The 24463-nt window shown below is 39.1% G+C and carries 26 protein-coding genes and 1 tRNA gene; 19 read left to right on the top strand and 8 right to left on the bottom strand.

What is annotated here, in order from left to right:
- Window positions 1-2: 2 nt before the first annotated feature.
- The 8 genes from I5349_RS09080 (at window position 3) to I5349_RS09115 (ending at window position 6874) form a co-directional block, all read left to right on the top strand.
- Window positions 3-938, top strand: a complete 936-nt coding sequence (locus I5349_RS09080) for a phosphoribosylaminoimidazolesuccinocarboxamide synthase (RefSeq protein WP_226390443.1) — start codon at window positions 3-5, stop codon at window positions 936-938.
- Window positions 939-989: 51 nt separating this feature from the next.
- Window positions 990-1373 (top strand): STAS domain-containing protein, encoded by a 384-nt coding sequence (locus tag I5349_RS09085; RefSeq protein ID WP_226390444.1) that lies wholly within the window; start codon window positions 990-992, stop codon window positions 1371-1373.
- 2 nt (window positions 1374-1375) lie between these two features.
- Window positions 1376-2290: a ribonuclease Z gene (locus I5349_RS09090; RefSeq protein WP_226390445.1), complete on the top strand. Its 915-nt coding sequence runs from the start codon at window positions 1376-1378 to the stop codon at window positions 2288-2290.
- 10 nt (window positions 2291-2300) lie between these two features.
- Window positions 2301-3098 carry a queuosine precursor transporter gene (locus I5349_RS09095; protein ID WP_226390446.1) on the top strand — a complete coding sequence of 266 codons (798 nt, stop codon included), beginning with the start codon at window positions 2301-2303 and terminating at the stop codon, window positions 3096-3098.
- Window positions 3099-3300: 202 nt separating this feature from the next.
- Window positions 3301-4278 carry an acyl-ACP desaturase gene (locus tag I5349_RS09100; RefSeq protein ID WP_226390447.1) on the top strand — a complete coding sequence of 326 codons (978 nt, stop codon included), beginning with the start codon at window positions 3301-3303 and terminating at the stop codon, window positions 4276-4278.
- Between the two features lie 126 nt (window positions 4279-4404).
- Complete coding sequence (locus I5349_RS09105; RefSeq protein WP_226390448.1) at window positions 4405-5277, top strand: diacylglycerol/lipid kinase family protein; 873 nt, start codon at window positions 4405-4407, stop codon at window positions 5275-5277.
- A gap of 29 nt (window positions 5278-5306) precedes the next feature.
- Window positions 5307-6071 carry a UDP-2,3-diacylglucosamine diphosphatase gene (locus I5349_RS09110; protein WP_226390449.1) on the top strand — a complete coding sequence of 255 codons (765 nt, stop codon included), beginning with the start codon at window positions 5307-5309 and terminating at the stop codon, window positions 6069-6071.
- Complete coding sequence (locus tag I5349_RS09115) at window positions 6068-6874, top strand: hypothetical protein (protein ID WP_226390450.1); 807 nt, start codon at window positions 6068-6070, stop codon at window positions 6872-6874. The genes I5349_RS09110 and I5349_RS09115 overlap by 4 nt, the downstream gene beginning before the upstream one ends.
- Here I5349_RS09115 and I5349_RS09120 read toward each other — a convergent pair whose 3' ends face one another.
- Window positions 6875-7561, bottom strand: coding sequence for an ATP-binding cassette domain-containing protein (locus I5349_RS09120; RefSeq protein ID WP_226390451.1), 687 nt, complete (start codon window positions 7559-7561; stop codon window positions 6875-6877).
- 273 nt (window positions 7562-7834) lie between these two features.
- Between I5349_RS09120 and I5349_RS09125 the strand changes: the two genes are divergently transcribed.
- Complete coding sequence (locus tag I5349_RS09125; RefSeq protein ID WP_226390452.1) at window positions 7835-8206, top strand: hypothetical protein; 372 nt, start codon at window positions 7835-7837, stop codon at window positions 8204-8206.
- On the opposite strand, the gene I5349_RS09130 is transcribed toward I5349_RS09125, so the two are convergent.
- From I5349_RS09130 to I5349_RS09145, 4 genes are all read right to left on the bottom strand, one after another.
- Window positions 8193-9668 (bottom strand): TolC family protein, encoded by a 1476-nt coding sequence (locus tag I5349_RS09130; protein ID WP_226390453.1) that lies wholly within the window; start codon window positions 9666-9668, stop codon window positions 8193-8195. The two genes, I5349_RS09125 and I5349_RS09130, sit on opposite strands and share 14 nt — an antisense overlap.
- 7 nt (window positions 9669-9675) lie before the next feature.
- On the bottom strand, window positions 9676-11058 hold the full coding sequence (locus I5349_RS09135) for an HlyD family secretion protein (RefSeq protein WP_226390454.1): 1383 nt from the start codon (window positions 11056-11058) through the stop codon (window positions 9676-9678).
- A 2-nt stretch (window positions 11059-11060) separates the two neighbouring features.
- Window positions 11061-13241 (bottom strand): peptidase domain-containing ABC transporter, encoded by a 2181-nt coding sequence (locus I5349_RS09140; protein ID WP_226390455.1) that lies wholly within the window; start codon window positions 13239-13241, stop codon window positions 11061-11063.
- A 232-nt stretch (window positions 13242-13473) separates the two neighbouring features.
- The gene (locus tag I5349_RS09145; protein WP_226390456.1) at window positions 13474-13902 is read right to left on the bottom strand and encodes an FKBP-type peptidyl-prolyl cis-trans isomerase; all 429 of its coding nucleotides are present in this window, start codon (window positions 13900-13902) and stop codon (window positions 13474-13476) included.
- A gap of 214 nt (window positions 13903-14116) precedes the next feature.
- On the opposite strand from I5349_RS09145, the gene I5349_RS09150 reads away from it, so the two are divergent.
- The 4 genes from I5349_RS09150 to I5349_RS09165 all read left to right on the top strand — a co-directional run bounded on the left by I5349_RS09150 (window position 14117) and on the right by I5349_RS09165 (window position 18949).
- Window positions 14117-15502: a sigma-54-dependent transcriptional regulator gene (locus I5349_RS09150; RefSeq protein WP_226390457.1), complete on the top strand. Its 1386-nt coding sequence runs from the start codon at window positions 14117-14119 to the stop codon at window positions 15500-15502.
- A complete protein-coding gene (locus I5349_RS09155; protein WP_226390458.1) occupies window positions 15492-16835 on the top strand; it encodes a sensor histidine kinase in 1344 nt (447 codons plus the stop codon). The genes I5349_RS09150 and I5349_RS09155 overlap by 11 nt, the downstream gene beginning before the upstream one ends.
- Window positions 16836-16954: 119 nt before the next feature.
- Window positions 16955-17827: a UDP-2,3-diacylglucosamine diphosphatase gene (locus I5349_RS09160; RefSeq protein WP_226390459.1), complete on the top strand. Its 873-nt coding sequence runs from the start codon at window positions 16955-16957 to the stop codon at window positions 17825-17827.
- Window positions 17828-18949 (top strand): glycosyltransferase family protein, encoded by a 1122-nt coding sequence (locus I5349_RS09165; RefSeq protein WP_226390460.1) that lies wholly within the window; start codon window positions 17828-17830, stop codon window positions 18947-18949.
- Here the strand turns inward: I5349_RS09165 and I5349_RS09170 are convergent.
- Entirely contained in the window at window positions 18946-19521 is a 576-nt protein-coding gene (locus I5349_RS09170) for a hypothetical protein (RefSeq protein WP_226390461.1), read from the bottom strand. The two genes, I5349_RS09165 and I5349_RS09170, sit on opposite strands and share 4 nt — an antisense overlap.
- Before the next feature lie 252 nt (window positions 19522-19773).
- Here I5349_RS09170 and I5349_RS09175 point away from each other — a divergent pair, with 252 nt between their 5' ends.
- Genes I5349_RS09175 through I5349_RS09185 form a run of 3 tightly spaced genes read left to right on the top strand, consistent with a single transcriptional unit; the run spans window position 19774 to window position 21312 of the window.
- Complete coding sequence (locus I5349_RS09175; RefSeq protein ID WP_226390462.1) at window positions 19774-20100, top strand: ArsR/SmtB family transcription factor; 327 nt, start codon at window positions 19774-19776, stop codon at window positions 20098-20100.
- 20 nt (window positions 20101-20120) lie between these two features.
- On the top strand, window positions 20121-20663 hold the full coding sequence (locus tag I5349_RS09180; protein ID WP_226390463.1) for a DUF6428 family protein: 543 nt from the start codon (window positions 20121-20123) through the stop codon (window positions 20661-20663).
- A gap of 19 nt (window positions 20664-20682) precedes the next feature.
- Window positions 20683-21312, top strand: coding sequence for a low molecular weight phosphatase family protein (locus tag I5349_RS09185; protein WP_226390464.1), 630 nt, complete (start codon window positions 20683-20685; stop codon window positions 21310-21312).
- Between the two features lie 91 nt (window positions 21313-21403).
- On the opposite strand, the gene I5349_RS09190 is transcribed toward I5349_RS09185, so the two are convergent.
- Window positions 21404-21477, bottom strand: a tRNA-Arg gene (locus I5349_RS09190).
- Window positions 21478-21748: 271 nt separating this feature from the next.
- Between I5349_RS09190 and I5349_RS09195 the strand changes: the two genes are divergently transcribed.
- Window positions 21749-22489 (top strand): outer membrane beta-barrel protein, encoded by a 741-nt coding sequence (locus I5349_RS09195; RefSeq protein WP_226390465.1) that lies wholly within the window; start codon window positions 21749-21751, stop codon window positions 22487-22489.
- 192 nt (window positions 22490-22681) lie between these two features.
- Window positions 22682-22873, top strand: a complete 192-nt coding sequence (locus I5349_RS09200; RefSeq protein ID WP_226390466.1) for a cold-shock protein — start codon at window positions 22682-22684, stop codon at window positions 22871-22873.
- 90 nt (window positions 22874-22963) lie between these two features.
- On the opposite strand, the gene I5349_RS09205 is transcribed toward I5349_RS09200, so the two are convergent.
- A complete protein-coding gene (locus tag I5349_RS09205; RefSeq protein ID WP_226390467.1) occupies window positions 22964-23308 on the bottom strand; it encodes an arsenate reductase in 345 nt (114 codons plus the stop codon).
- A 60-nt stretch (window positions 23309-23368) separates the two neighbouring features.
- Here I5349_RS09205 and I5349_RS09210 point away from each other — a divergent pair, with 60 nt between their 5' ends.
- Window positions 23369-24412 (top strand): DUF3667 domain-containing protein, encoded by a 1044-nt coding sequence (locus I5349_RS09210; protein WP_226390468.1) that lies wholly within the window; start codon window positions 23369-23371, stop codon window positions 24410-24412.
- Window positions 24413-24463: the final 51 nt, after the last annotated feature.

The following is a 24463-nucleotide window of genomic DNA, read 5'->3' on the forward strand; positions in this document are numbered from 1 at the left end:
TCATGAAGTCAGCGATCAAAGAAACTAATTTTTCTTTCCCTCAACAGACAGGATTTTATAAAGGTAAAGTAAGAGATGTCTACTTTTTTGGGGATAAAATAGCGATGATCGCCACAGATCGCATTTCTGCATTTGATGTAGTACTCCCATTACCCATCCCATACAAAGGTCAAGTGCTAAATCAGATCGCTGCTAAGTTTTTGGATTTGACAAAGGATATCGTGCCTAACTGGGTGATCTCTACTCCAGATCCAAATGTAACGATCGGAAAAAAATGTGAAGCTTATCCTGTAGAAATGGTAGTCAGGGGCTATTTGGCAGGGCATGCTTGGAGAGAATATAACCTTGGCAAGAGAATACTCTGTGGAGTACCACTTCCAGACGGACTTAAAGAAAATGACAAACTGCCCTACCCGATCATCACTCCTACTACTAAGGCTCATGAAGGGCATGATCAAGATATCAGTAAGGCAGAAATCATCGCACATGGCCTCGTAGCCAAAGACGAATATGAGCATTTGGAGAAATACACGCTAGCTTTATTCGAGAGAGGAAGTGCCTTCGCTAAAGACAAAGGATTGATTCTAGTTGACACCAAGTACGAATTTGGCAAGTACAAAGGAGAAATCACACTCATCGATGAGATCCACACACCCGACTCTTCTCGTTACTTCTATCTAGAAGGATATGAAGACAGACAGCAAAAAGGTGACGTTCAAAGACAGCTTTCAAAGGAGTTTGTAAGACAGTGGCTAATAGGCAATGGATTTCAAGGAAAAGAAGGGCAAGAAATCCCTAGAATGACTAATCAGATCATCGACAGTATCACGGAAAGATACATAGAACTATATGAGCATATCACAGGTGAGAAGTTCATCAAATCAGATAATGCTGATATGATGGATCGCATCAAAAATGCTATCCTTTCAAATATTTAATAAGACCTCAAACTGAATGGTCGCAATCATAGTTTTTAAAGAAAAATAGAGATGAAATACACAATCGATAAAAAAGAACAGTACTGCAACTTCACACTAAATGAAGAGAAAATAGATACAGCACTAGCACCTGCTCTCAAGTCAGAATTGATTACCATGGCAGCCGAAGGTCATAGAAATATGATTCTTGATATCTCAGGCGTAAAGTATGTAGACTCTTCAGGACTTAGTGCGCTTCTAGTAGGAAATCGCGCTTTTACAGAAGTAGGAGGTATATTCGTGATAGTAGGATCTCAAGAACATGTGCTGAAGCTAGTGAAGATTTCTCAACTAGAAAAAGTACTCTATCTCGTACCTACACTCGAAGAAGCAGTAGATGCGATATTCATGCACGAAATCGAAAGTGAGTTAGGAGACGAAGAATCTGAAGACTAAACTTGGATTTTGAAGTCACCATATTGGGCGCCAACTCTGCTGCACCTGCTCATGATAGAAATCAAACTGCACAGTTTCTAACCTATCATAATCAGGCCTATTTGATCGACTGTGGAGAGGGTGCTCAAATGCAACTCAGAAAGTACAAAATCAAATTTTCTAAAATCAATAAGATCTTCATTAGTCACCTACATGGAGATCATTATTTGGGCTTAGTTGGATTGCTATCCACATTTCACCTGTTGGGGCGTACTACTAAACTTGAATTGTACGGGCCTCCAGGGTTGATTGAGATCATCACTACTCAGCTACAGCACTCCAATACCCACCTAAACTATTACATAGACTTCAAGCCCACAGACCCTTCGACAGGACTGACCAAAGTAACTGAGGACAAATATTTGGAGGTTTATAGTTTCCCATTAAATCACAGAGTGCCTTGTACAGGCTTCTTATTTAAGGAAAAACCAAAACTAAGAAGTTTAATCAAAGAAAAACTCCCTACTGGGATAAGCATAGCTGAAATCAATCGACTTCGCAATGGAGAAGACATCTATCATACAGATGGCACCATTAAGTACCTAAATAAAGACTATACCAAACCAGCCAAAGCTCCAAGGGTGTACTCCTACTGTAGTGATACTGCCTATGATCCTAGTATAGTAACCTATATCAAAGGATCAGATCTACTCTACCATGAAGCTACCTTTATGCAAGAGATGGTTGATAGAGCACATGAAACTCTACACTCTACCACTCTAGAGGCAGCCCAGATCGCTCAGGCAGCCGAGGTCAAACGACTGATCATTGGCCATTACTCAATTAGATACAAAGATCTAAATCCTTTGATCAACGAATGTCGAACTATATTTGAAAATTCTGACTTAGCACTAGAAGGACACACTTACGCGCTTTAATCGCATCTTTATGAGTTTCGACCAGACATTTCATCATAAAAAGACTAATCTATTCATCATATTGAGTGGTATATTTTTGACCAATGCGATCCTTGCAGAAATCATTGGAGTCAAGATATTTTCTGGTGAAGCCACTTTAGGTTTAGCACCTGCCCAGATTAGTTTCTTCGGTCAGTATATTCTTGATTTCAATTTGACAGCAGGGGTAGTCATTTGGCCAGTCGTCTTTATCACTACAGATATTATCAATGAGTATTTTGGCAAAAAGGGAGTCAAGAAGATCAGCTTCATCACTGCTGGATTGATTCTATTCTGCTTTTTTATCATCTGGATCGTCACTATACTTCCTCCTGCAAAGTTTTGGTTAGAAGTCAATAATGTGGACAATGATGGAAATACTTTTAATATTGATTTCGCATTTAGTACTATCTTCCGACAGGGTCTTGGGATCATCATAGGCTCATTGACAGCCTTTTTACTTGGTCAGTTAGTGGACGTCTTTGTCTTTCAAAAGCTCAGACTGATCACAGGCCCTAAAATGATTTGGCTCAGAGCTACCGGTTCTACACTTGTCTCTCAATTCATAGACAGCTTTGTAGTCCTCGGGATAGCCTTTTATGTTTTCGGCAACTGGAGTTTCTCGCAAATGATCGCTGTAGGCATTATCAATTACATCTACAAGTTCAGTGTAGCAGTCCTCCTAACCCCAATCCTATACATCGCACATAGCTGGATTGATAGCTATCTTGGTAAAGATATCGCTGAAAAAATGACAGCAGAAGCTTCATCAGACACTTCATTTTTGTAAATATTTACCGCTTATAATTTATCCCAATAGTTTATAGGAGCCTTTTTTGAAATGAAGCCTTTGTCAACTACCTTTAATTTATCAAATCTATCCTCTATTTACTATTCCACAAATCCATGGCACGAAGCTTAACGATCAAGCGTTAAACTTTAAGACAAACAATCTATTTACATAGCACTACCTTATTTCAATTATATAGTTTATGAAATTACCCAATATCAGATTAGAAGTAATGAATACCTTGGAGAAGTCGATGAATGAACTCTCTGCCAAATACCTCAAGCCAATTGAGGAAAACTGGCAACCATCTGACTTCCTTCCAGACTCAAGAGATCCCAATTTCTTTGAGAAAATAAAAGAACTGCAAGAACTCGCCAAAGAGATGAGCTATGACTTGTGGGCAGTGCTGATAGGTGATACAATCACAGAGGAGGCATTGCCGACTTATGAAGCATGGTTGATGAATATCGAAGGTGTAGATCAAGAAAATGAAAATGGCTGGTCAAAATGGATCAGAGCATGGTCTGCTGAAGAAAATAGACACGGAGACTTACTCAATAAGTACCTCTATCTCTCTGGAAGAGTAAATATGAGAGAAATGGAAGTTTCTACACAATACCTCATTGCGGACGGTTTTGATATTGGCACGTCACATGATCCTTACAAAAATTTCGTCTATACCAGCTTTCAAGAACTAGCAACCAACATCTCACATAGAAGAGTCGCTACACTAGCCAAAAAAGCTGGTAACAACCAATTAGCCAAAATGTGTGGAGTGATCGCGTCAGATGAAGCCAGACATGCCTCCGCTTATATAGAGTTTGTCAAAAGAATATTTGATCTAGACCCTAATGAAATCATGTTGGCATTTGATGACATGATGAAAAAGAAAATCGTCATGCCTGCCCTCCTACTGAGACAATCAGGCGGTGCTATAGGAAGTTTGTTTAGCCATTTCTCTGATGCTGCTCAGCGTATCAAAGTTTATACGACTTATGACTACATCGATATATTAGAATCTCTCCTCAAGGAGTGGAATATCGAAAAAATCGGAGGACTCAATGAGTCAGCTGAAAAAGCAAGAGACTATCTCATGGCACTTCCTAATCGACTGAGAAGAATCTCTGATCGCATAGTAGTCCCTGAAAAACAGTATGAATTTAAGTGGATTGGAATCTAATCAATGAAACTATAAAAGGCGCTAATGGCGCCTTTTATTCTTATAAATGCAAACTCTTGTGGATTTAGGTTTTATTTATAAATCCTAAGTGATTTTTATCCCTATTTTTGTGTCAAAATCATCCTAGTGAAGCACAAACTACTCTTTATCATCAATCCTATAGCTGGTACAAGAAGGAAAAATCACGTTCCTGCTCTCATTGATCAATATCTTGATGCCGAAAAGTTTGATTACAAGATCAGCTTCACTACCTATGCTGGACAGGCTAAGGCACTAGCACATGCTGCCTTAGAAGAAGGATATGATGCAGTAGTAGCTGTAGGTGGAGATGGTACAATCAACGAAATAGGAAACGCCCTCCTTCATAGTCAGTGCAAACTTGGTATCATTCCCTTTGGCTCAGGTAATGGCCTAGCGCGACATCTCGGTATCCCTATGGATACTAAAGCTGCCATCCAAAAACTCAATCACTGGGAAGACATTCAAATAGACGCTGGTCAGGCCAATGAACATATATTTTTTTGCACAGCGGGACTAGGCTTTGATGCGTGGATAGGTAAAGTTTTCGCAGATATGCCTCATCGTGGCTTGAGTAATTATGTGAAAGCAGTATTGAAGGAGTATCGCTCTTACCAGCCAAGTACTTATCAGCTAAAAATTGCAGATCAGGTATACCAAGAAAATTGCTTGCTGATGACTTTTGCCAATACGACTCAATGGGGCAATAATGCACATATCGCACCTCAAGCCTCTGTGGAAGACGGTATGCTTGATCTCTGTATCATACGCAGTTTCCCCTTATATAAAGCACCCAAACTTGGGCTGGATCTCTTTGGTAAAAAACTAAAACCAAGCACCATTATGGAATATAAATTATTCCAATCCTGTGAGTTATATGAGCTGCCTATGTGCTGGTTTCACACAGATGGTGAAGTGCATCAAGTCACCGATAGACTTCATATAAAGTGTATCGAAAAAGCCCTTCGGGTTATTATTTAAGCTAAATTAATGGTACATTCATTTACGATATGAAAATCCAACTCGGCAAAGGAAAGAAAATATATTTCGCTTCAGACTTTCACCTAGGCGCGCCTAATGCTTCTGAAAGTTTAGAAAGAGAACATAGAATCATTCGTTGGCTAGATCAGGTATCCAATGACGCTGAAGCCATATTTCTAGTAGGTGATATTTTCGATTTTTGGTTTGAGTACAAGCGAGCAATTCCAAAGGGGTTTATCAGATTTCTGGGTAAAATCTCTCAGCTAAAAGATGCTGGAATCAAAATCTATTTTTTTACAGGCAACCACGACCTATGGATGTTTGACTATTTCCCAAAGGAACTGGGTATCCCTGTCTACAAAGAGCCGATCACTTTAGAAGTGAATAAGGCTAAATTTCTAATCGGACATGGTGATGGGCTAGGTCCAGGAGATAATTTTTATAAGTTTCTGAAAAAAATCTTTACTAGTCCTATTGCTCAATGGCTTTTTGCAAGGCTTCACCCCAACTTTGGCATATGGTTGGCTACTTCTTGGTCTCAGAGCAGTAGAGCCTCGAATCTAGAGAAAAACGAAGACAGCTTCAAAGGAAATGATGAATGGCTCTGGGCCTACAGCAAAGAAGTAGAACTCAATGAGCATCATGACTACTATATCTTCGGACACAGGCATCTGCCTCTGGACCTACAAGTAGGTGATACTGCACGCTATGTCAACTTAGGCGAATGGATCAGGTTCAATACCTACGCTGTATTTGATGGTGATCAGCTCAGCTTAGAAACTTTTGAAAAATGAAAGCCTTTCTCTCTCTTTTCTTGATGATTTCCTCCATTGGGAGCTTCGCTCAAGACAGTAGCTGGAAACTATTGAAAACTCATCCCATAGATCGCGTATCTGCCGTATCTATCAGCAATAAAGGCAATGTCTATGCTGCAGATAGTCAGGGAAATATCAAGCAATTTGACGCTAAAGGAGAAGAATTACTCAGTATCTCCCCCCAAAGAGTAGGCAAGGTATCGAGTATAGAAGCTTGGCAAGAGATGAATATTTTTGTCTTCTACAGAGATTTTCAGTCTTATACAGTATATGATCGGTTTTTGAGAGCACTGTCAGAAGTCAATCTCAATCAAAATAATCTCATCGATCTCGCCAGTCAAATCAGTCCCGAGCCTAATGGTAGAATCTGGATGATCGATCAAGTAAGTTTGAGTTTAAAAAAAATAGATCCTCTTTATCAAAGATTGATGGTAGACAATCCACTCAATCTGCAAATCCCTCAAGATGAAATCAATCCGCTCTATATGCGAGTGTATCAAAATTTGATTTTTATAAGTACAGAGGAAAATAATATCTTGATTTTTGATCAGTTTGGCAATTACATCAGAAGTATAGCTACAGAAGCTCCAGTAAGCTACTTCAACTTTGAAGGAAATACACTTTACTTTGCTTTAAAAAATCAACTCATCAAACAAGATATCTACAGTAAAGAAGTAACTAGATTAAACTTTCCTGTAAATGGCATCAACTTCTATCTGCAAAATGGGAAGTTTAGCTATTTATTCACTGAAAAGGCCTTACTAATCTATCAGTTAGATTGATCAAAAAGAAGTCTCTCCAGGCACTTGCATGCCATCAAACAAATGCAGTTTTTTATTAGCCATCAAAGTGTCAGAAGCCGTATGTGCGGTCAATAAGATGGTCATTCCCTCTTCATTTAACTTTACTAAGCTATCTCTCACAAAATTAATTTCAGCCCAACTCAGCTTTTCGAAGGGTTCATCAATGATCAAAATTTGAGGCTTATGAACGATCGCTCTTGCCAAACTAGCTTTTACCAAGTGATCTACAGTCAGATTACTCACCTGCTCATCCGCTTTGTGAGCGATCTTAAAACATTCTAAAACTTCCTTAACGCGATCTACTCTTTGACTTAAAGGCAATCCTGAATAAACCAGTGGTATCTCTATATTTTGGCTGAGTGTCAGTCCTGAAATAAGATTGAAGTTTTGAAATACATATCCAAAATATTGCGATCTAAATCTAGCCAATTCATCTTCACTGTATGTCGTAACATCCCTACCCAAAAACAGTAACTTACCCTGATCAGGGATCTCCAACAAACTCAATAAACTAAGCAAAGATGATTTACCTGCTCCTTCAGCACCTGATATCACTAGAAAATCTCCTTCCTGCAAAGTAAGATTAACTCCTTTGAGATCATGCTGTAAGTGAGCTGTAGATTTTCCCAATCCACGTGCCTCTATGAGTGTCTGCTTAGTGTACATAAACTGTTTTATTCAGATAGCGACAAGCTAAGTGCCAAGATAGCAATCTTCTCTAAATCAGCAGCATGAAGTGAAGCATGAAAATTTAGCGAACGAATACGAACGCTGCACGTACATGTAAACGGGCACTTTATTTGACATGCTTTTTGAAGTCGTTCCTCAAATTTTGTTTAACTTGCGCCTCGATTTGGATAAATGAAACATATTTTAACTCATACTACAACGATTTTTTTTAAATTGGGCGTTTTAATAGCCTGCTTGCTCCTGTTGCAAGTGACTTTATTCGCACAAACCAAGTCAACTAATACGCAAAAACCTGTTACACTCACTGAAAAAGGACTGTATTATCCAAATGAAATGCTAACCACTGAGGTGGATTTCAAACTAAAATCTCAAGGGAAGCGGAAGTTTAGCTTGGAGTTTAATAATACGCAATCTAGACCTATCGTCATTAGAATCTACGACATCATAGGAAATCTCATACATGAAGAAACTGTTCTCAAAAAAGGAGAATTCAAAAAAACCTATGAGATGGACAAAGAAAAGACTGAGCTTTTTGTAGTCAAAGTGAGTAACGGTAAGATAGACAAAGCTAAAAGTATCTTTGCTATACCCGTCAGCTCAGCCAATGTCAAAGATCAGTGAGATTTGGCACTCCAGCTGCCCAGTAAAGCGTAGCCCTCGCTTTTTGATATTTTGTGTTGAGATCTAGAAGCTTCATACGTGCTGATAGCAGATTGTTTTCACGTGTATTGACTAAGAAAAGCGTACTCTCACCATTTCTAAACTTCAAAAGTTCTCCTCTAAGCATTGCTTCATTATTGATTACTACTTGCTGTTGCATCTCCGTCAAGCCCTTCAGTGTCAGCAGCTCATTATATACTGCATTGATCTCGTTGAGGATTTCTCTGTTGAGAATATTACGATCATAGGAAGTCTGCTGTAACTTCACATTGGTGAGTTGCATCTTAGCACGCTCCTTTCTCATAAAAAGCGGTATGTAAACTGAAAGTCCCCATTTATAATCCTCTCTAAAAAAACCTTGATTAGGAAACTCAGGACTTCTAGTATACTCTTGCAGAAAGTTATAGTTTGCCTTAATAGAAGGGAGTAGATTATTCTTAGCCAACTGCCTTTCTATTTCTAACTGCTTCAGTACGGTATTTACTCTGATCAACTCAGGATGGCTGACAGCTGCTTGATTTCTCAAGCGCTCCAGATCTGATAGTGTCAACTCAAAGAAATTAAGACCACTCGGAGCGGGAAATATTTCATTGAGTTCAAGGGGTTCTTGATTTTCTGACCATATAAAGTTAGATACTCTAATGCTCGCATTTTGATACTCCAGCTGTGCTTGCTTGAACTCTATCTCTCTAGTCTGCAAAGTGATAAGTGCCTCCACAGTATCAAGAGGCGCATTATCTCCAGAGATCATATTTTGTCTCAAGAGCTTAAATCGCTCTCTAGCCAAGTTGATTCCTTCCTCTTGTATAGTGAGATTTTGATGCGCAAAATACCAATCCCAATAGAACTTAGTGGCATCTAGCAAAAGTTTGTTAATCAGCTTAATACGATCCGCCTCAGCTAGCTCAGGCAATAGCTGCGCTTGTCTCAAGGCAGCCCTCCTGCCATCAATGATGAGGTCTCTACCTAGTGGGACAGAAAAACCTGCGGTCAGTAGCCCATTGTCAGGAAAAGTTCGCTCATCGCTCAAATAAGTACCATCAGCTCTATCATAACCCAATTTCAAATCAGTCCCAAACCAAACGGGGATCTTTAACTCAGAGCTCAAAATATCCCAATACTCAGTGTTGCTGAAATTTTTATAATCATAATCGCCTCCCAAGACAGGATCAAAAGCACCTCTTGCCAATCTAATCTCCTGTCTTGCGATCTCTTCATATAGCCTCGCTTGTGAAGCCACTGGGTGGTTGGCCAATATGATGGTATAAAAATCCTCTAAACTTAAAGTTAGCTTACCATCTAGATAGACATAATCTAATCCTGCCTTAGTCTGCACAGTATCTCTCTCCTGTGCTTCGATAGCATGGACTAGACTTAGGACTAGAGCCAAGGTCAATAAGATATATCTATTTATCAGTGTCAAAATGGTATTACTTAATAGGTGCTGAATCTGTATAAGCTTTCTTTCCTAAGGCTGATTCGCTAGGCTCCGTCTCTAAGCTTGGAGGGAAGCCATTGAGTTGACGCCAGATCTCGTACCATACAGGCACTTCATCAAGCATCGCCCAGCCATATACTCCTGAGCCAAGTCTTAATTGATTTGGCCATGGTTCTTCCGTAGGATCAGGCCTAACGAGTATTCTGTATTGACCAGCTTTACTATCTACAAAATCGATCACTTCTATTACACCACCAAAAGTACCAACTGCTACTTGTGGCCATCCACTAAACTGTAAGGCTGGCCATCCGTCAAATTCAAGTCTAACTTTTCTTCCTTTAGACAAAAGCGGCACGTCCATAGCCTTCACGTATAGCTCTACAGCCACATCTGGATTTTCAGGCATGATAGTCGCTACCGGCTCGCCTTCTTTGATGGTCTGACCCAAACCTGCTTTCAATGCTTTGACCACATAGCCATCCTGAGGAGCAAGTATCGCATATTGACTGGTTCTTATACGCACATTGGCATACTGGTTAGTTAGCTTTGATAGCTCTGCTTCAGATTCAAAGAGTGTCGAACTAGCCTTACTTTTGTCAGACTCAGCCTTACTGATTTTGTCCATGAACTCAGCCTCAGTAGCAGAAATATCTACTTCTGCGATGACTCTTGCGTTTCGACTAGCGTCTAGATTATTAGCAGCTGTTTCTTGATCTGCTTCCGACTTTTGTCTAGTAAGATTTATTTGTTGGAGCTTATTAAGCGAGATAGTACCAGAGTCATACATCACTTTGAATCTTCGGTACTGATCATTGGCGATTTGGTAATTCAGCTTTGCTGCCTCTAGCGCTGCACTGTCTGTTTGTACTTTGAGTATTGCCTGTTGAAATTTATTGTTTGCTTGCTCAATCTTGAGGACCATACTCCTTCTCATAGCAGTTAACTGCTGCTCTAGCGCTGCTATTTCCGCAGTTTTCGCACTGATTGTCCCTCTTTTAGCAGATATCTGCTCAGAAAGCCTAGTGAGGTACTCAGGATCGAAATAAGCATCCTTCACCTCAGAAATAACCATGATAGTATCTCCTCTAGTCACATACTGACCTTCCGCTATACCCCATTTCTCTATTCGACCTGCGATCACAGTCTCTATAGTCTGAGGCCTATTGGCTGGAGTCAAGGCAGTTAGTGATCCGTATCCTTGTATATTTTGCTGCCAAGGCAGAAAGAGAATAATGAACAATACCAAAAATATTCCTGATAGCCACCTAGCCAAAAGCTTTCCAGCCTTGGGTGTTTTCAACACTTTCAAGGAGTATAGTCTTTCGTTTTCTTTAGACATCTCAGGCGCTACCCTTCTATTAGATAAATTCAGCATAGTTATTTGCTTAAAATAGTATCTGCAAATCTTTCGTTTTTCACTAATTCTTCAAATGCTCCCTCAACAGCTATTTTGCCATCTTCCATAAAGCCAATATGGTCACATGCGGCTAATATCATTGGGTCATTTGTTTCGATCAAGACAGTCCAGTCATACTTTGCATCAAAAATATTACTGATCAGATTGAGTTTTTCTGATTTACCAAATCTGTGGAAGATATCCCCGAGTAATAACAGCTTTGGACGCTGAACGAGACACCTTGCGATGACTATCTTGTAGTTGACTGTAGAAGAAAAATCCTTTCCTGCTCCTACTAATCTAGTCTGTAGACCATCTGGTAATCCATTGACAAAGTCCTTGATACCTACCATCTCCATAGCCCAAAGGATATCTTCATAGTTGACATTTGGTCTGCCGCAAGTAAGGTTTTCTAGGAGTGTGCCTTCGAAAATCTCATACTCTGAAGTAGTCTTCGAGATATGGTCTCTTAGACTCATCAGATTGATATCTCTCAGAGGAAGTTCGTTGATCGATACACCACCCTTATAGTCAAAGTAAATACCTGATAGCACACTTAATAAAGTGGATCTTCCAGAATTAGACCCACCAGCTAAACCTACTCTTTGCCCTGGCTTTAGCTCAAAATCTACTCCATCAAGGGCTATTTTACCGTTTTCTTTGTAGACATAGCGTAAGCCTTGCATTTTGGCTGAGAAACCTTTGGTAGTCATACGCTTTGGCAGCATGATGCCTCGCTTATTTTCAAGCTCTAGATCAGTCACTGCACCGAGCTTTTCTACCGCTGCTAGCATGTCATAGATCACATCCATGTAGTTGATCACCTTTTCTAGCGCATTGAGTATCGTAATGATGATGATCTCAGACGCTACAAATTGCCCTAGTGTGATCTCTCTATTGATCACTAGGATACTACCGATGATCAAAAGCCCCCCAGTTACGATCGTTTTAAAGAGAATAATATAGCTATACTGTCTTACTAGTACATTGAAATGTTCTTTTCTATATTTTAAATAGCCATTGAGTAAAAAATCGGACTTCTTAGTTGGTAGATAGGTACTTCCTGCCATTTTGAAAGACCGTATATTTCTACCTAGCTCTTGTAGCCAATAGGCCATTTTATACTTATAGCTAGACTCTTTGATAGCTGTCTCCTGACCTCTGCGACCTGTGAAGTAAAAAAGTATAAACATCACTAGCAGCAGTAGAATCGCAAAGAAAACGAAAAACTCATGATAGAAGGCTAATAGAATCAAGCCAAATAAGACTTGTAAAAAGCCAGCCAATAGGTCAATCAAAATCTTTGGAAGACCTTTTTGAATAGTCAAAACGTCAAAGAAGCGATTGATCAACTCTGGTGCATAATTTTTCAAAATACCTTCCATCTTGATACGAGGAATTCTGAAAGAAAACTCATATGCTGCTTTGGCAAAAACTCTCCTTTGCAAAATCTCCACTATAGTGATCTGCATGATCTGAAGCCCTCCAGAAACTAGCACCCCGAGTATCACAAAGGCAATCAAAAGACCTACCTGAGTGAACAAAAATCCACTCGAGATCAAATTGATAATCGCCTGAATACCTAAAGGAAGCGAGAGACTGACCAAACCAATAATGATGGCATATACATATATATAGGTGATGTCTCTCTTCTCTAGTGAGAGTATCCTCATCAGTCTTTTGAAAGGTGTCGGCTTAACTCCGTTTTCTATATCCTGCTCGTCTGAAACAAGACTATTGTATCTGAAACTTGTCAAAAATGAGATCCCATCTTCGTCTGCTACCAGATCTTCGAAATTTGGAAATTCACAAGGAACGGAATTCTCTATATCCCTATCAAATTCGTAGGCTTTTACTTCCCCCTTTTTATTAGGAGTCAGGATGATAGGCGCTATACCAGCGTCTGTTTGTTTAAAAACAATAATGGGGAACTCCAGTACTTCTATAAAATCTTCTAAAGACTCTCGACTTGTCTTGTTCTCCAAGATGACAATCTTGAACTTACTGGCTATCTCCGTGATATCATGAAGGAAAGAGTTAAAATCATCTCTCTCATAGACAGTATCATTGAAATCAATATTATTGAGTTCAAATTGACTAAATGGCTGCTCCAGCTCTTCAGAAAGGTGCTTTATGATCCACTTGATCTGCTTTTTATTCATAAAAGTTTGGTCGAAGTGTTATTCGATTTGGCTGTATTAGGTTTGGATAGTTAGCACACCAACTAAGTGCAACTTAACTGCAAACGGACAAAAACGGCATTAGTTTCAAGAATTGGCAATTTAGTCAGTATAAAGCATAAAAAAAATTACATAAAAAAATGCCCCAAATCATACCATTAGGCAGATCGGGGCAAATTACGTTTGGATCTATACCAATAACTTGCTAAAAGCCTTAGTCTACAGACACTAGCTCAATATCAAATATCAGATCTTTCCCCGCAAGAGGATGATTGGCATCCAAAGTGATCTTAGCATCATCTACATGTGTGATCACTACTGGTACTTGCTGTCCATCTGGCTGAGATAGACTAAGCTGCATACCTACTTCAGGCGTGATATCAGCAGGTACCTGCTCTCTAGGTACATCTAAGATCATGTCTGCTCTCGCTTCACCGTAAGCTTCCGCACTTGGGATATTGACTGACTTTTTATCTCCGATAGTCATCCCATTGACTGCAACATCAAAACCTTTGATCATCTGACCGCCACCTACTGTGAACTCTAAAGGCTCTCTGTTGGCAGAACTATCAAATACCGTCCCGTCTTCAAGTCTTCCTGTGTAATGTACTTTTACTTTACTTCCGTTTGTTGCTTTTGACATTGCTTATCTCTTTTGTTGTGATGAATGCTTGAAGGTAAGGCCTTTTGATAAAAATTGAAAAAATAGCCCCTCTATAAAGCTAATTTGTATAAAAACGTGACACTTTTTGTTCACTTCCGAACATTTTTTACTTAAATTTCCTCATCAATCAGCCATCTTATCCATTTCAAGCGCTTGGCATGATTTTGACCTCCATTTTAGAAATTTTATACTCATGGAAAATACGTTAGGTAAAATACTCATCATAGATGACAATGAAGACTTGCTCTTCGCAGCAAAGATGCTCTTGAAAAAGCACGCTAAGGAAGTCATCATAGAAAAGAATCCTAAGAAAATACCTTTTTTGATGAATAATGGCACCTATGACATCATCTTATTAGACATGAATTTCAGCCAAGATACTACCAGTGGCAAAGAGGGCTTTTATTGGCTCAAACAAATTCATGAAATGGATCCAAAAGCAGTAGTGATTCTGATCACAGCATTTGGAGATGTAGAGATGGCTGTACAAGCACTCAAAGAAGGTGCTACTGACTTCATCCTCAAACCTTGGCAAAACGAAAAACTCATCGCGACTCTCTCAGCTGCTATCAAGCTCAAAGACTCTTACAATAAAGTAGATAAGCTGACAAAAGCTAAAAAAGTCTTAGAAGAAGATGTCAATAAGCCCTTCAATGATATCATCGGTTCGAGTGCAGCCATGAAAAACGTCTTCTCTATCATAGACAAAGTCGCCAAAACTGATGCGAATGTTCTGATCCTAGGGGAGAATGGTACAGGTAAAGAGCTAATCGCTCGTGCAATCCATCAGAGAAGCTTAAGAAAAGATAATGTCTTTGTCAGTGTGGACATGGGAGCTATCACTGAGTCACTTTTTGAAAGCGAACTCTTTGGTCATAAAAAAGGATCCTTCACAGATGCTAAAGATGACAGACCAGGAAGGTTTGAAATCGCTAATGAAGGCACCTTGTTTCTAGATGAAATAGGCAACCTTAGCATGCCTCTTCAATCTAAACTTTTGACTGTATTACAAAGGAGAGAAGTCACTCGAGTAGGTGCCAATAAGAGCACCAATATAGATATCCGACTAATCTGTGCTACTAATATGCCTTTGCATACGATGGTGTTAGATAACTCATTTCGTCAAGATCTACTCTATAGAATCAACACAGTAGAAATCTACCTTCCTCCACTCAGAGAGCGCCAAGATGATATCCCTACACTTTGTGATCATTTCTTGAAAATGTACTGCCAAAAATATCGTAAAAATCAAAAGGAATTCTCTGTCTCTGCTCAGAATCTACTGCAAAAGTACCCTTGGCCTGGTAATATCAGGGAGCTTCAGCATGCGCTTGAGCGAGCTGTCATCATGAGCGATGATGATGTGCTAGACAGTCGTGACTTCTTCTTTCTATCTGGAAAACCTGTGGCACAAGACGCCCCAGAAAGTAGTGCCAATAACCTAAACCTAGAAGATGTAGAGCGAAATGTCATCCAAAGAGCTATCGATAAAAATGGTGGCAATATATCCAAAGCTGCCAAAGAACTCGGTCTCACACGTGCTTCTCTATATAGAAGGTTAGAAAAGTATGGATTATAGAGTTGGGCTTTTATTGAGAATTGGCTTTCTTATAGTCAATACCATCATCCTAACTGCTGCTATCAGTGGATCAGCAGGAGTATTCAATATCTCCTTGCTATTGATCATCTTGATTGCGCAGATCGTCTATTTGATCAAGTTTGCAGAAAAATCTTATCGACAAGTAAGGGACTTTGTGAATACGATCAAGTTTGATGACTATGCACAGATGTATCCAGTCAAATTGGATGGATCAGTCGTAGATGAGCTAAACTTAGAGTTTAATAGTATCCTTAAAAAACTAAGAAACTCCAGAGAAGAGAATGAAGCTAACTATCAATATTTTCGTACTATAGTACAGCATCTTAGTATTGGTATCATCACGATCAATAACTCAGGAGACATTCAAATCATCAACTCCTCTGCCAAACAACTGCTAGGCATACAAAAGCTCAGCAATATCCGAGAACTTAAATTCATCAATCAAACGCTTCTAGACACCATACTAAATCTACGAACTGGAGGAAATGAATTGATCTCTATCAAAACTCCCGAAGGTTCTATACAACTATCTGTATATATCATAGAGCTTGCCCTGAGAGATGAGGTCTTTAAGTTAGTCTCTCTACAAAACATCCAAAGAGAGCTTGAGGAGAAAGAAATGGAGGCCTGGCAAAACCTCGTCAGAGTCCTCACCCATGAGATCATGAATAGCATCACCCCTATCTCATCACTTTCAGCGACTGTAGGAGAAGAATTGAGGCAAGCTAGATCAGGAGAACATGTCATGTCAGAGTCTGATATAGAGGATTTCTCCATGGCTATCCAGACTATACAGCGCAGAAGTGAAGGTTTGATTAGATTTGTAAGTGACTTTAGAAATCTAGCGCATATCCCACAACCAAAAATCACGGATGTCTACATCAAAGACCTACTTGACCACGTGGCGGTACTTTTCAGTGCGCAAATGGAGGAAGCTGGCATCACATTGACTTTGCACACTGAGCCAGAAAGCCTTAGAATAGCTGCAGATAAGTCACTTATCGAACAGGTACTTATCAATATGGTTCAAAATGCCATGTATGCAGTAAAGGACAAACCTGAAAAAAACATCACACTAAAAGGTGGCATGGAAGTGAGTGGCAAACTTTTTATCAGTGTGATGGACAATGGTGAAGGCATAGATGATGAAGCACTTTCTAAAATCTTCATTCCATTCTTTACAACCAAAAAAGTAGGCTCTGGCATCGGTCTTTCTCTATCCAAACAAATCATGAGACGCCACAAAGGCAATATCAATGTACGCTCTCAGATCGGGGAAGGAACTACTTTCAAACTTGTTTTCAATGGCTAATCCATGTTAAGCAAGGGTTAAATCCAAGCAAACCTATGCCAATTTCATGTTATTTTGATAATAAGCGCTTCATTATCAAGTAATACCCAGCACCTACCTTGTAGAAAAATTCAGCTATCTTGAAATTTCACTACAAAACTATCGTGATCTCAGACATTCATCTGGGCACTAAAGGATCAAAGGCAAAAGAACTTGTCAGATTTCTCAAACAGTATCAGTGTGAAAATCTCATCCTCAATGGCGACATTATCGATGGGTGGCAATTGAAAAAACAAGGGGCTTGGAAACGTAAGCACACGCGCTTTTTCAATAGAATCCTCAAAATGATCTCTGAGGAACAGACTAAAGTCACCTATCTCAGAGGGAATCATGATGACTTTCTAGATCAGATCCTACCTATCCAGATTGGCAATCTATCCATTCAAAAAGATATGATCTATGAGTCCCATGGAAAAAAATTCTATGTCACACATGGGGATATCTTTGACTCGATCACTACCAACCTCAAGTGGCTTGCTTATCTCGGTGATATGGGCTACACGTTCTTACTTTGGCTCAATGCTCGCGTCAATGCCTACCGCAGAAGCAAAGGTCTACCCTACTACTCACTTTCTCAAAAAGTGAAATCAAAAGTAAAGTCAGCGGTGACTTACATAGATAAATTTGAATCAGAACTAGCTCATGTGGCTCGAATCAAAGGCTGTGATGGCATCATCTGTGGGCATATACACAAAGCAGAAATCAGAGACATAGAAGGTATCAAGTACATGAACTCTGGTGACTGGGTCGAAACGATGAGTATTTTGGCTGAGGATTTTAATGGTGAGTGGAGTCTGATCCACTATGCGGAAATCGATCTCAATAGAACTGTCACTCCTAAGACTGTCAATTTGAAAAAAGGTACTCCTGAGCTAGACTATAAGATCGCCATGTTTAGTCAACTTCCTAATGCTATTGCCCCAAAAGGTTTTACAAGTCTAAATGGTCAATAAATGAAATTTGTCTTCTTAGTTCAAGGCGAGGGTCGAGGACATATGACACAAGCCATCACGCTTTGTCGCATGCTACAGCAGCACGGACATGAAGTATCTACTGTCATCATAGGTAAAAGTGAAAGACGCGTACTGCCCAAGTTTGTTTTTAAAGAAATACAAGCTCCCATCATACAACTAGACAGTCCTAACTTTGTGACTGATAAAAAAGCCAAAACCATCAACCTACCAAAAACCATCGCTTACAATGCATTAAGAACAAAGACTTTCAAGCAGAGCTTGGAGCAAATACACGAGATTATCCAAGCGGATCAACCAGATGTCTTACTCAATTTCTATGATTTTCTTGGAGGACTATACTGTTGGTTGTACAAGCCTGATCTTAAATATTATTGTATTGGACACCAGTATTTAGCTAGTCACCCTGATTTTATATTTGCGGAAAAAAGACACATACAACGTTGGCTTTTTTTATTAAACAATGAAATAACCGCACTACGGGCTGACAAAAGAATTACTCTTTCCTTTCAGTCGTATCATCCAAGCAGGATCAATAAATTAATAGTAGTTCCACCTCTAATCAGGTCTGAAGTCAAAAAGCAAAAAGTCAGCAAAGAAGATTTCTACCTTTGCTATATGGTAAATGCAGGTTATGCTGAGGAGGTGATCACATGGCAAAAAGCTCACCAAGATGTCAATATTATTTGCTTTTGGGATAATAAAGCCTTTCCTAAAGTCTATCAACCACAGCCTAATCTTACTTTTCATCAAGTAGACGATCAGTTATTTTTAGAAAAAATGGCTGCTTGTAAAGCTTATGTAAGTACTGCTGGCTTTGAATCTATCTGTGAGGCCATGTATCTGCAGAAGCCTGTCATGATGATCCCCGTAAAAGGTCAATATGAACAAGCTTGCAATGCACTGGATGCAGTTTCTGCTGGAGCAGGGATAGCTCATGATCAGTTTGACTTTAGCCAACTAACACATCATATAGACACCAAAAGCAATAAGCACTTAGGTTTTTTGAATTGGGAAGGAAAAGCGGAAGCCATCATACTGCATGTGCTGACAGGTCAGTATATACCTATACCTAGTGACGTATCCTTACGCGTGGCTGATTAAACAAATATGAGGCCTTCAGCGGGATTGCCATAGGCGATAGCATGACCATGTAAGTATCGATAGGACGCAAACCAAGCTAGCATAGCATCTACCTCATGCCAAGTTTTGACTTCTTGATCCACAGATATACCATATTTGGCTTTGAGCATGCCTATAAAAGCGGGAATAAGTGATTTATCCTTTTTAGAATAGCCCTCGAGTTGAGCTATCTTCACTAATCCACCTGGATAAACTTCTATCCAATCAACTGAAGAAAAAGATGCTTTGAGCTGCATAGCTCTGGCAGTTAGTCCCCCTAAAAACATTGGAGACATGGCATTGATCGCTTTGTCTGCTTGTCTGTAAAAAAAACTAGCCCCCGATAGGTCTGGCTGCTGATAAACTAATGGTAAACTTAAAGGCGCATCAATCCCTATCAGGCTAGGTCGAAGCTCTTGTATAAGTTGCCCTATAAATGTATCCGCATCAGCATTCTTGCAGGAACAAAAAAACCTAAGTCGCTCAGGGTGGTCTCCCATGGCAATCACTGTTGTCCCCGCCAGCTTGCTCCCGTAGTCTATACCAAAAATCATACAGAGCCATAACCTTGAAGTACCCAAGTAGTTTAGATTTATTTTTCTAAAATGAAAACAATTCACTTCTACAATCTTTGAAAAAAAATAAAATCAAGGACTCGGTCTAATTGAGGGATATTTACTAAAAAATAAAAACTAAATTAATTATTTGATTATCAGACATTTTAGAGCAAACATGATAAATATCTTCCATAAAAGACATCTACTTTAGATATTAATCGTAATATTGCAATGTAACATTTATCAATCATGGGAATTACGAAAACTGCACTCTTCAATGACACTCAAAATGAACTTGCGCTATATGCCAAAGTAATTGGTCATCCAGCTAGAGTAGCCATCCTGCAACACCTAATACAAACCAATCAGTGCATCACTGGAGAACTAGTAGGCGAACTTGGACTCGCTCAAGCAACCATATCTCAACATCTCAAAGAACTCAAAGCACTTGATCTGATTAAAGGAACCGTGGAAGGTACTGCTGTATGCTACTGTATCAATCAAGCCAAATGGCTAGAAGTTCGTGCCTTATTTCTAGACTTCTTTGACACATTCCCTATTAATAACTGCTGTTAATCACATAAATAAACAAGACCATGACTACACGAGATTTTATCCAACTCCTCAAAAATAATCCTGACAAAGCCTTGTACTTTGAATATCAAAAGGGATTTTACGCAAGACCCGATTATCATATCACAGAGATCAAAAATGTATCTTTTGATACAGTCGACTGTGGTGGCCTACAAAACAAATGGGAAGAAACTCATATACAACTTTGGGAAAACGAACTACCTGAACCAAATCATCAAGTAAACACTACCAAAGCCCTTCACATATTTGAAGCTGTGGACCGTGTGAGACCTACTTTCTCTGATACTGAAATCATGTTCGAATATGGCAATTCAAACTTTCATAAAGCTCCTCTAGCCATCTCTAACATTATTAACTCTGATGACAAACTGATTGTTCAGCTATTTGCTACGGCTACTTCTTGTAAAGCACAAGATAGAGCAACTACTCCAGAGGAGAAAGCCATGGCTTGCTGTGCACCAGCGGAAAAGCCAAAAATGAAAATCAATTTGAAAGATTTCAGTACCGAAGGAGCAAGCTGTGCTCCTGGCTCAGGATGTTGCTAAAACTATTAACCATTTGACCATGACACTTCTGCTACCAGCACTCCAAAAAACAGCTAGTCGAATCCAATACGATCAGATCACAGCGGATAGACTAGCTGTAATGGAGCCTTTGATCCACTACATCCAGACTCAAGTAGATTTAGTAAAGCCTATATATCTCAACTTCATCTGCACACATAACTCTAGACGCAGCCAAATCTCTCAAATTTGGGCACAAACGGCTGCCAGTTATTTTGATATTCCAAGTGTTCATGCAGTTTCTGGAGGTACAGAAGCTACTGCATTTCATCCAAATGCTATAGAGGCTATGAGGAGCCTTGGCTACGAGATCACACAGCTTGATCAAACTGAAAATCCAATATACCAAGTGAAGTATAGTGCGGATAGTGCCCCTCTCCTATGTTACTCAAAGGTTTTTTCAGAAGCAGTTCCTAATGACACAAACTTCGCTGCTGTGATGACTTGTGATCACGCAGATGACAATTGTCCTTTCATACCAGAAGCGACAATCAGAGTTCCATTGCGCTACTTAGACCCCAAAGTATCCGATGGTACTGCTGAAGCCAGAGATACATATATAAATCGTGCATTGGAAATTGGCTCTGAAATCATGTACATCTTCTCTAGAATCAAAGTAAATGTCAAGTAGTTTATCTTCATGCACTTTTAAAACTACTTAATACCTAAAAATAGCACCCCTATTCATAAAAAAACCCTACTCATCAGAGTAGGGCTAGTAGTGACCTCGTCAGGATTCAAACCTGAAACCTCTTGAGCCGTAATCAAGTGCTCTATTCAGTTGAGCTACGAGGCCGTCTTTATGACTGCAAATGTAAGTATAAAAATACATTTAGCAAATATTCGCATTTCATCTGTCATGGAAATTATTAACTTTACATCGTTGTTGGAGGAATAAATAACTAACATTTTATCTCTGATTCTTATAAGTTTTTAACATATAAGACGTTAGCGAAAAGAGAGAATTTTAAAAATCAACAACCCGATAAGCAAATTATTTTTGGCCTTTCTAAGCGTTGATTGGCCATTTCAAACACTTTATAGTTAAAAGAACTAATCATAATCAGATGAAAAAACTGAATCTACTTGCCGTATTATTTTTATTACTATCTGTAAGTGCCTGGGCCCAAGAGTCTAGCGAGGATACTGGCGCCCCTGTAAACAGAAATGGAAGAGCTGACATACCAGGCTCACTATATTTTGACCTTGGGTTTAGCCTATTGCAGGGACGTCCTGCTGATATGGAAACCTCATTTTTTGGATCTAAAGTAGTAAATGTATACTACCAAAGAGATTTGAACCTAGGAAAGAATTCAGGTTTTACATTTGCTCCAGGAATTGGTTTAGGTCTAGAAAGGTATGCTTTTGATGGCCAACAGACACTTATTTTTGATCGTACAGAGGGGACATCTTCATTGGGAGAGCTTTCAGACATCTATGGCGCTGGCCTATCTGTCAATAAATCTAAGCTGATAGCAAACTATGTAGATATCCCGGTGGAATTTAAATACCACACTAATAAAAATGACTATTCCAGAGGATTTAGAGTAGCACTAGGCGCTAAGTTTGGTGTATTATATCATTCACATACTAAGTCGAAATTTGAGCAAGACGGTGAATCAAGAACTGTCAAAGATAGACAAGGATACGCACTAAATTCATTTAGATATGGTGCCTATGCTAGACTAGGCTTTAATGGCTTTAACTTCTGGAGCTACTATGGCTTGTCAGAAGTCTTCGAAAGCGGCAAAGGTCCCTCTCAAACAGAAGCTAATACTTTGAGCTTTGGTGTATCGATCGCTTGGTAAAAACATCTAATTTTGCGTCAAAGTCATCGTAGCAGCCCTGCGATGACTTTTTTATTTTAGTCTAAAACAAACCCTGAATGCCCTCAAATGGCTTTATCACTTCAAATATTTCAGTCTTTTGTTTTTATTTTTCAAAAAAGATAAACTTGATAATAATTGTCGTACCTTGCATGAAATTAAAATTACAATATAATGAACAAAGGAACTGTCAAATTCTTTAACGACTCTAAAGGATTTGGATTTATCAAAGAAGAAGGATCTAGCAAAGAGTACTTCGTACACGTATCAGGTCTTATCGATGAAATCAGAGAAGACGATGAAGTAACTTTCGACCTTCAAGAAGGAAGAAAAGGTTTAAATGCAGTAAATGTTAAATTGTCATAATTTAATTCTTTTACATATTTAAAGACCAAAGTCTCACTATTCGATAGTGAGACTTTTTTTATGTCCTGATTTATTTGCTGAGCGACATCTTTACTTTAGTGACTCGTACTGCGCCTCATCAAAGCCCAAGATGATATTTTTCCCAGTCTCTAAGATAGGTCTTTTGATCATGCTAGTTTTCTCCTGAAGCACTTTGATAGCAGTAGAAGGATTCATAGCGGCAGATTGTGTAGCTTCGTCTAGCTTGCGCCACGTCATTCCTTGTTTATTGACCACCTTTTCTATACCCAGCTCATCGATCCATTGCTTTAGCTTTTCTGCTGAGATATTTTCTTTTTTATAGTCATGAAACTGATATGATACGCCTAATTGATCTAATTTATCAAAGGCCTTTTTCATCGTGTTGCAATTTTTGATTCCGTAAATTGTCACCATAGCGATTTATTCATTTAAGTTATTCGTAAATTTAGATTTTAATCTTTAGTCATATAGTAGATGAAAATCAGAAGAAAAACAAATGCTTGTCTAAACTGTGGTCATACGCTCTCTGAAGTATATAACTTTTGCCCAAGTTGCGGACAAGAAAACAACGACAACAATGTCTCCATCAAAACATTAGCTTCTGATTTCATCGCTAACTATTTCGCCTTAGACTCTAAACTAATCGTCAGTCTAAAACCCTTCTTTTTTAAACCGGGATATCTGACCAATCGTTTCATCGAAGGTAAAAGAGTCACTTACTTTCACCCTGTTAGGCTGTACTTTTTCCTAAGCTTACTTTACTTCTTCACCTTTAGCTATGTCCTCAATGACACACTAGAACCTGATAATATCAAAGCAAATATCAATCAAGAGGCACTAGCTGATCTAAGTCCTGAAGAAAAAGCTGAACTAGATCAAATGCTCGAAAAGATAGATCCAAATGCCAATTCTGAACTGGCGCAGCGACTCAAAAATGATTCCACTCCAGAGCAAACTACAATCGCTGAAAATGGTCTGATCAAATGGACGAACTGGGCCAAAGATGAAAGCTTGTCAAATAAGGCATTTATGGACTCTATCACATCCAATGGTAAAAACAGCATTTGGCCAATCGATAATGAATTAGGTGCTGAAAAAGTTAGAAAAGCACTCAAAGACCGAAATGCGCTAAAGCAGCAAATTTTTAGAAATTTCTCGATCATGATGTTTTTCATGCTACCGATATTCGCTTTAATACTCAAGCTACTTTATATCAGATCAAGCTTCAAATTTATTCAGCACAGTGTGCATACACTTCATTTGCATGCTTTTGCTTATTTGATTTATAGCATCTCTTTGTGCCTGATGCTGATATCAGTCAGTGACGAGATCGCTGGATGGATATTCTTTATCTCTTTTATAGGAGTGAGCACTTATGCCTATTTCTCCTTTTTGAAAGTCTACAAACAAGGTTGGCTCAAGACATTGATCAAATTTAACCTACTTGGATTCATTTACATCAACGTACTTTTAGTAGCAGTGATTTTTGAGTTTTTCATCTCACTACTTCTTCTATAAAAGAAAAATGCGGATTCAAACTGGACCCGCATTCTTTGATTAATCAAAAAT

It is taken from the genome of Penaeicola halotolerans (assembly GCF_016464625.1).
GTDB classification, from domain to species: domain Bacteria; phylum Bacteroidota; class Bacteroidia; order Cytophagales; family Cyclobacteriaceae; genus Penaeicola; species Penaeicola halotolerans.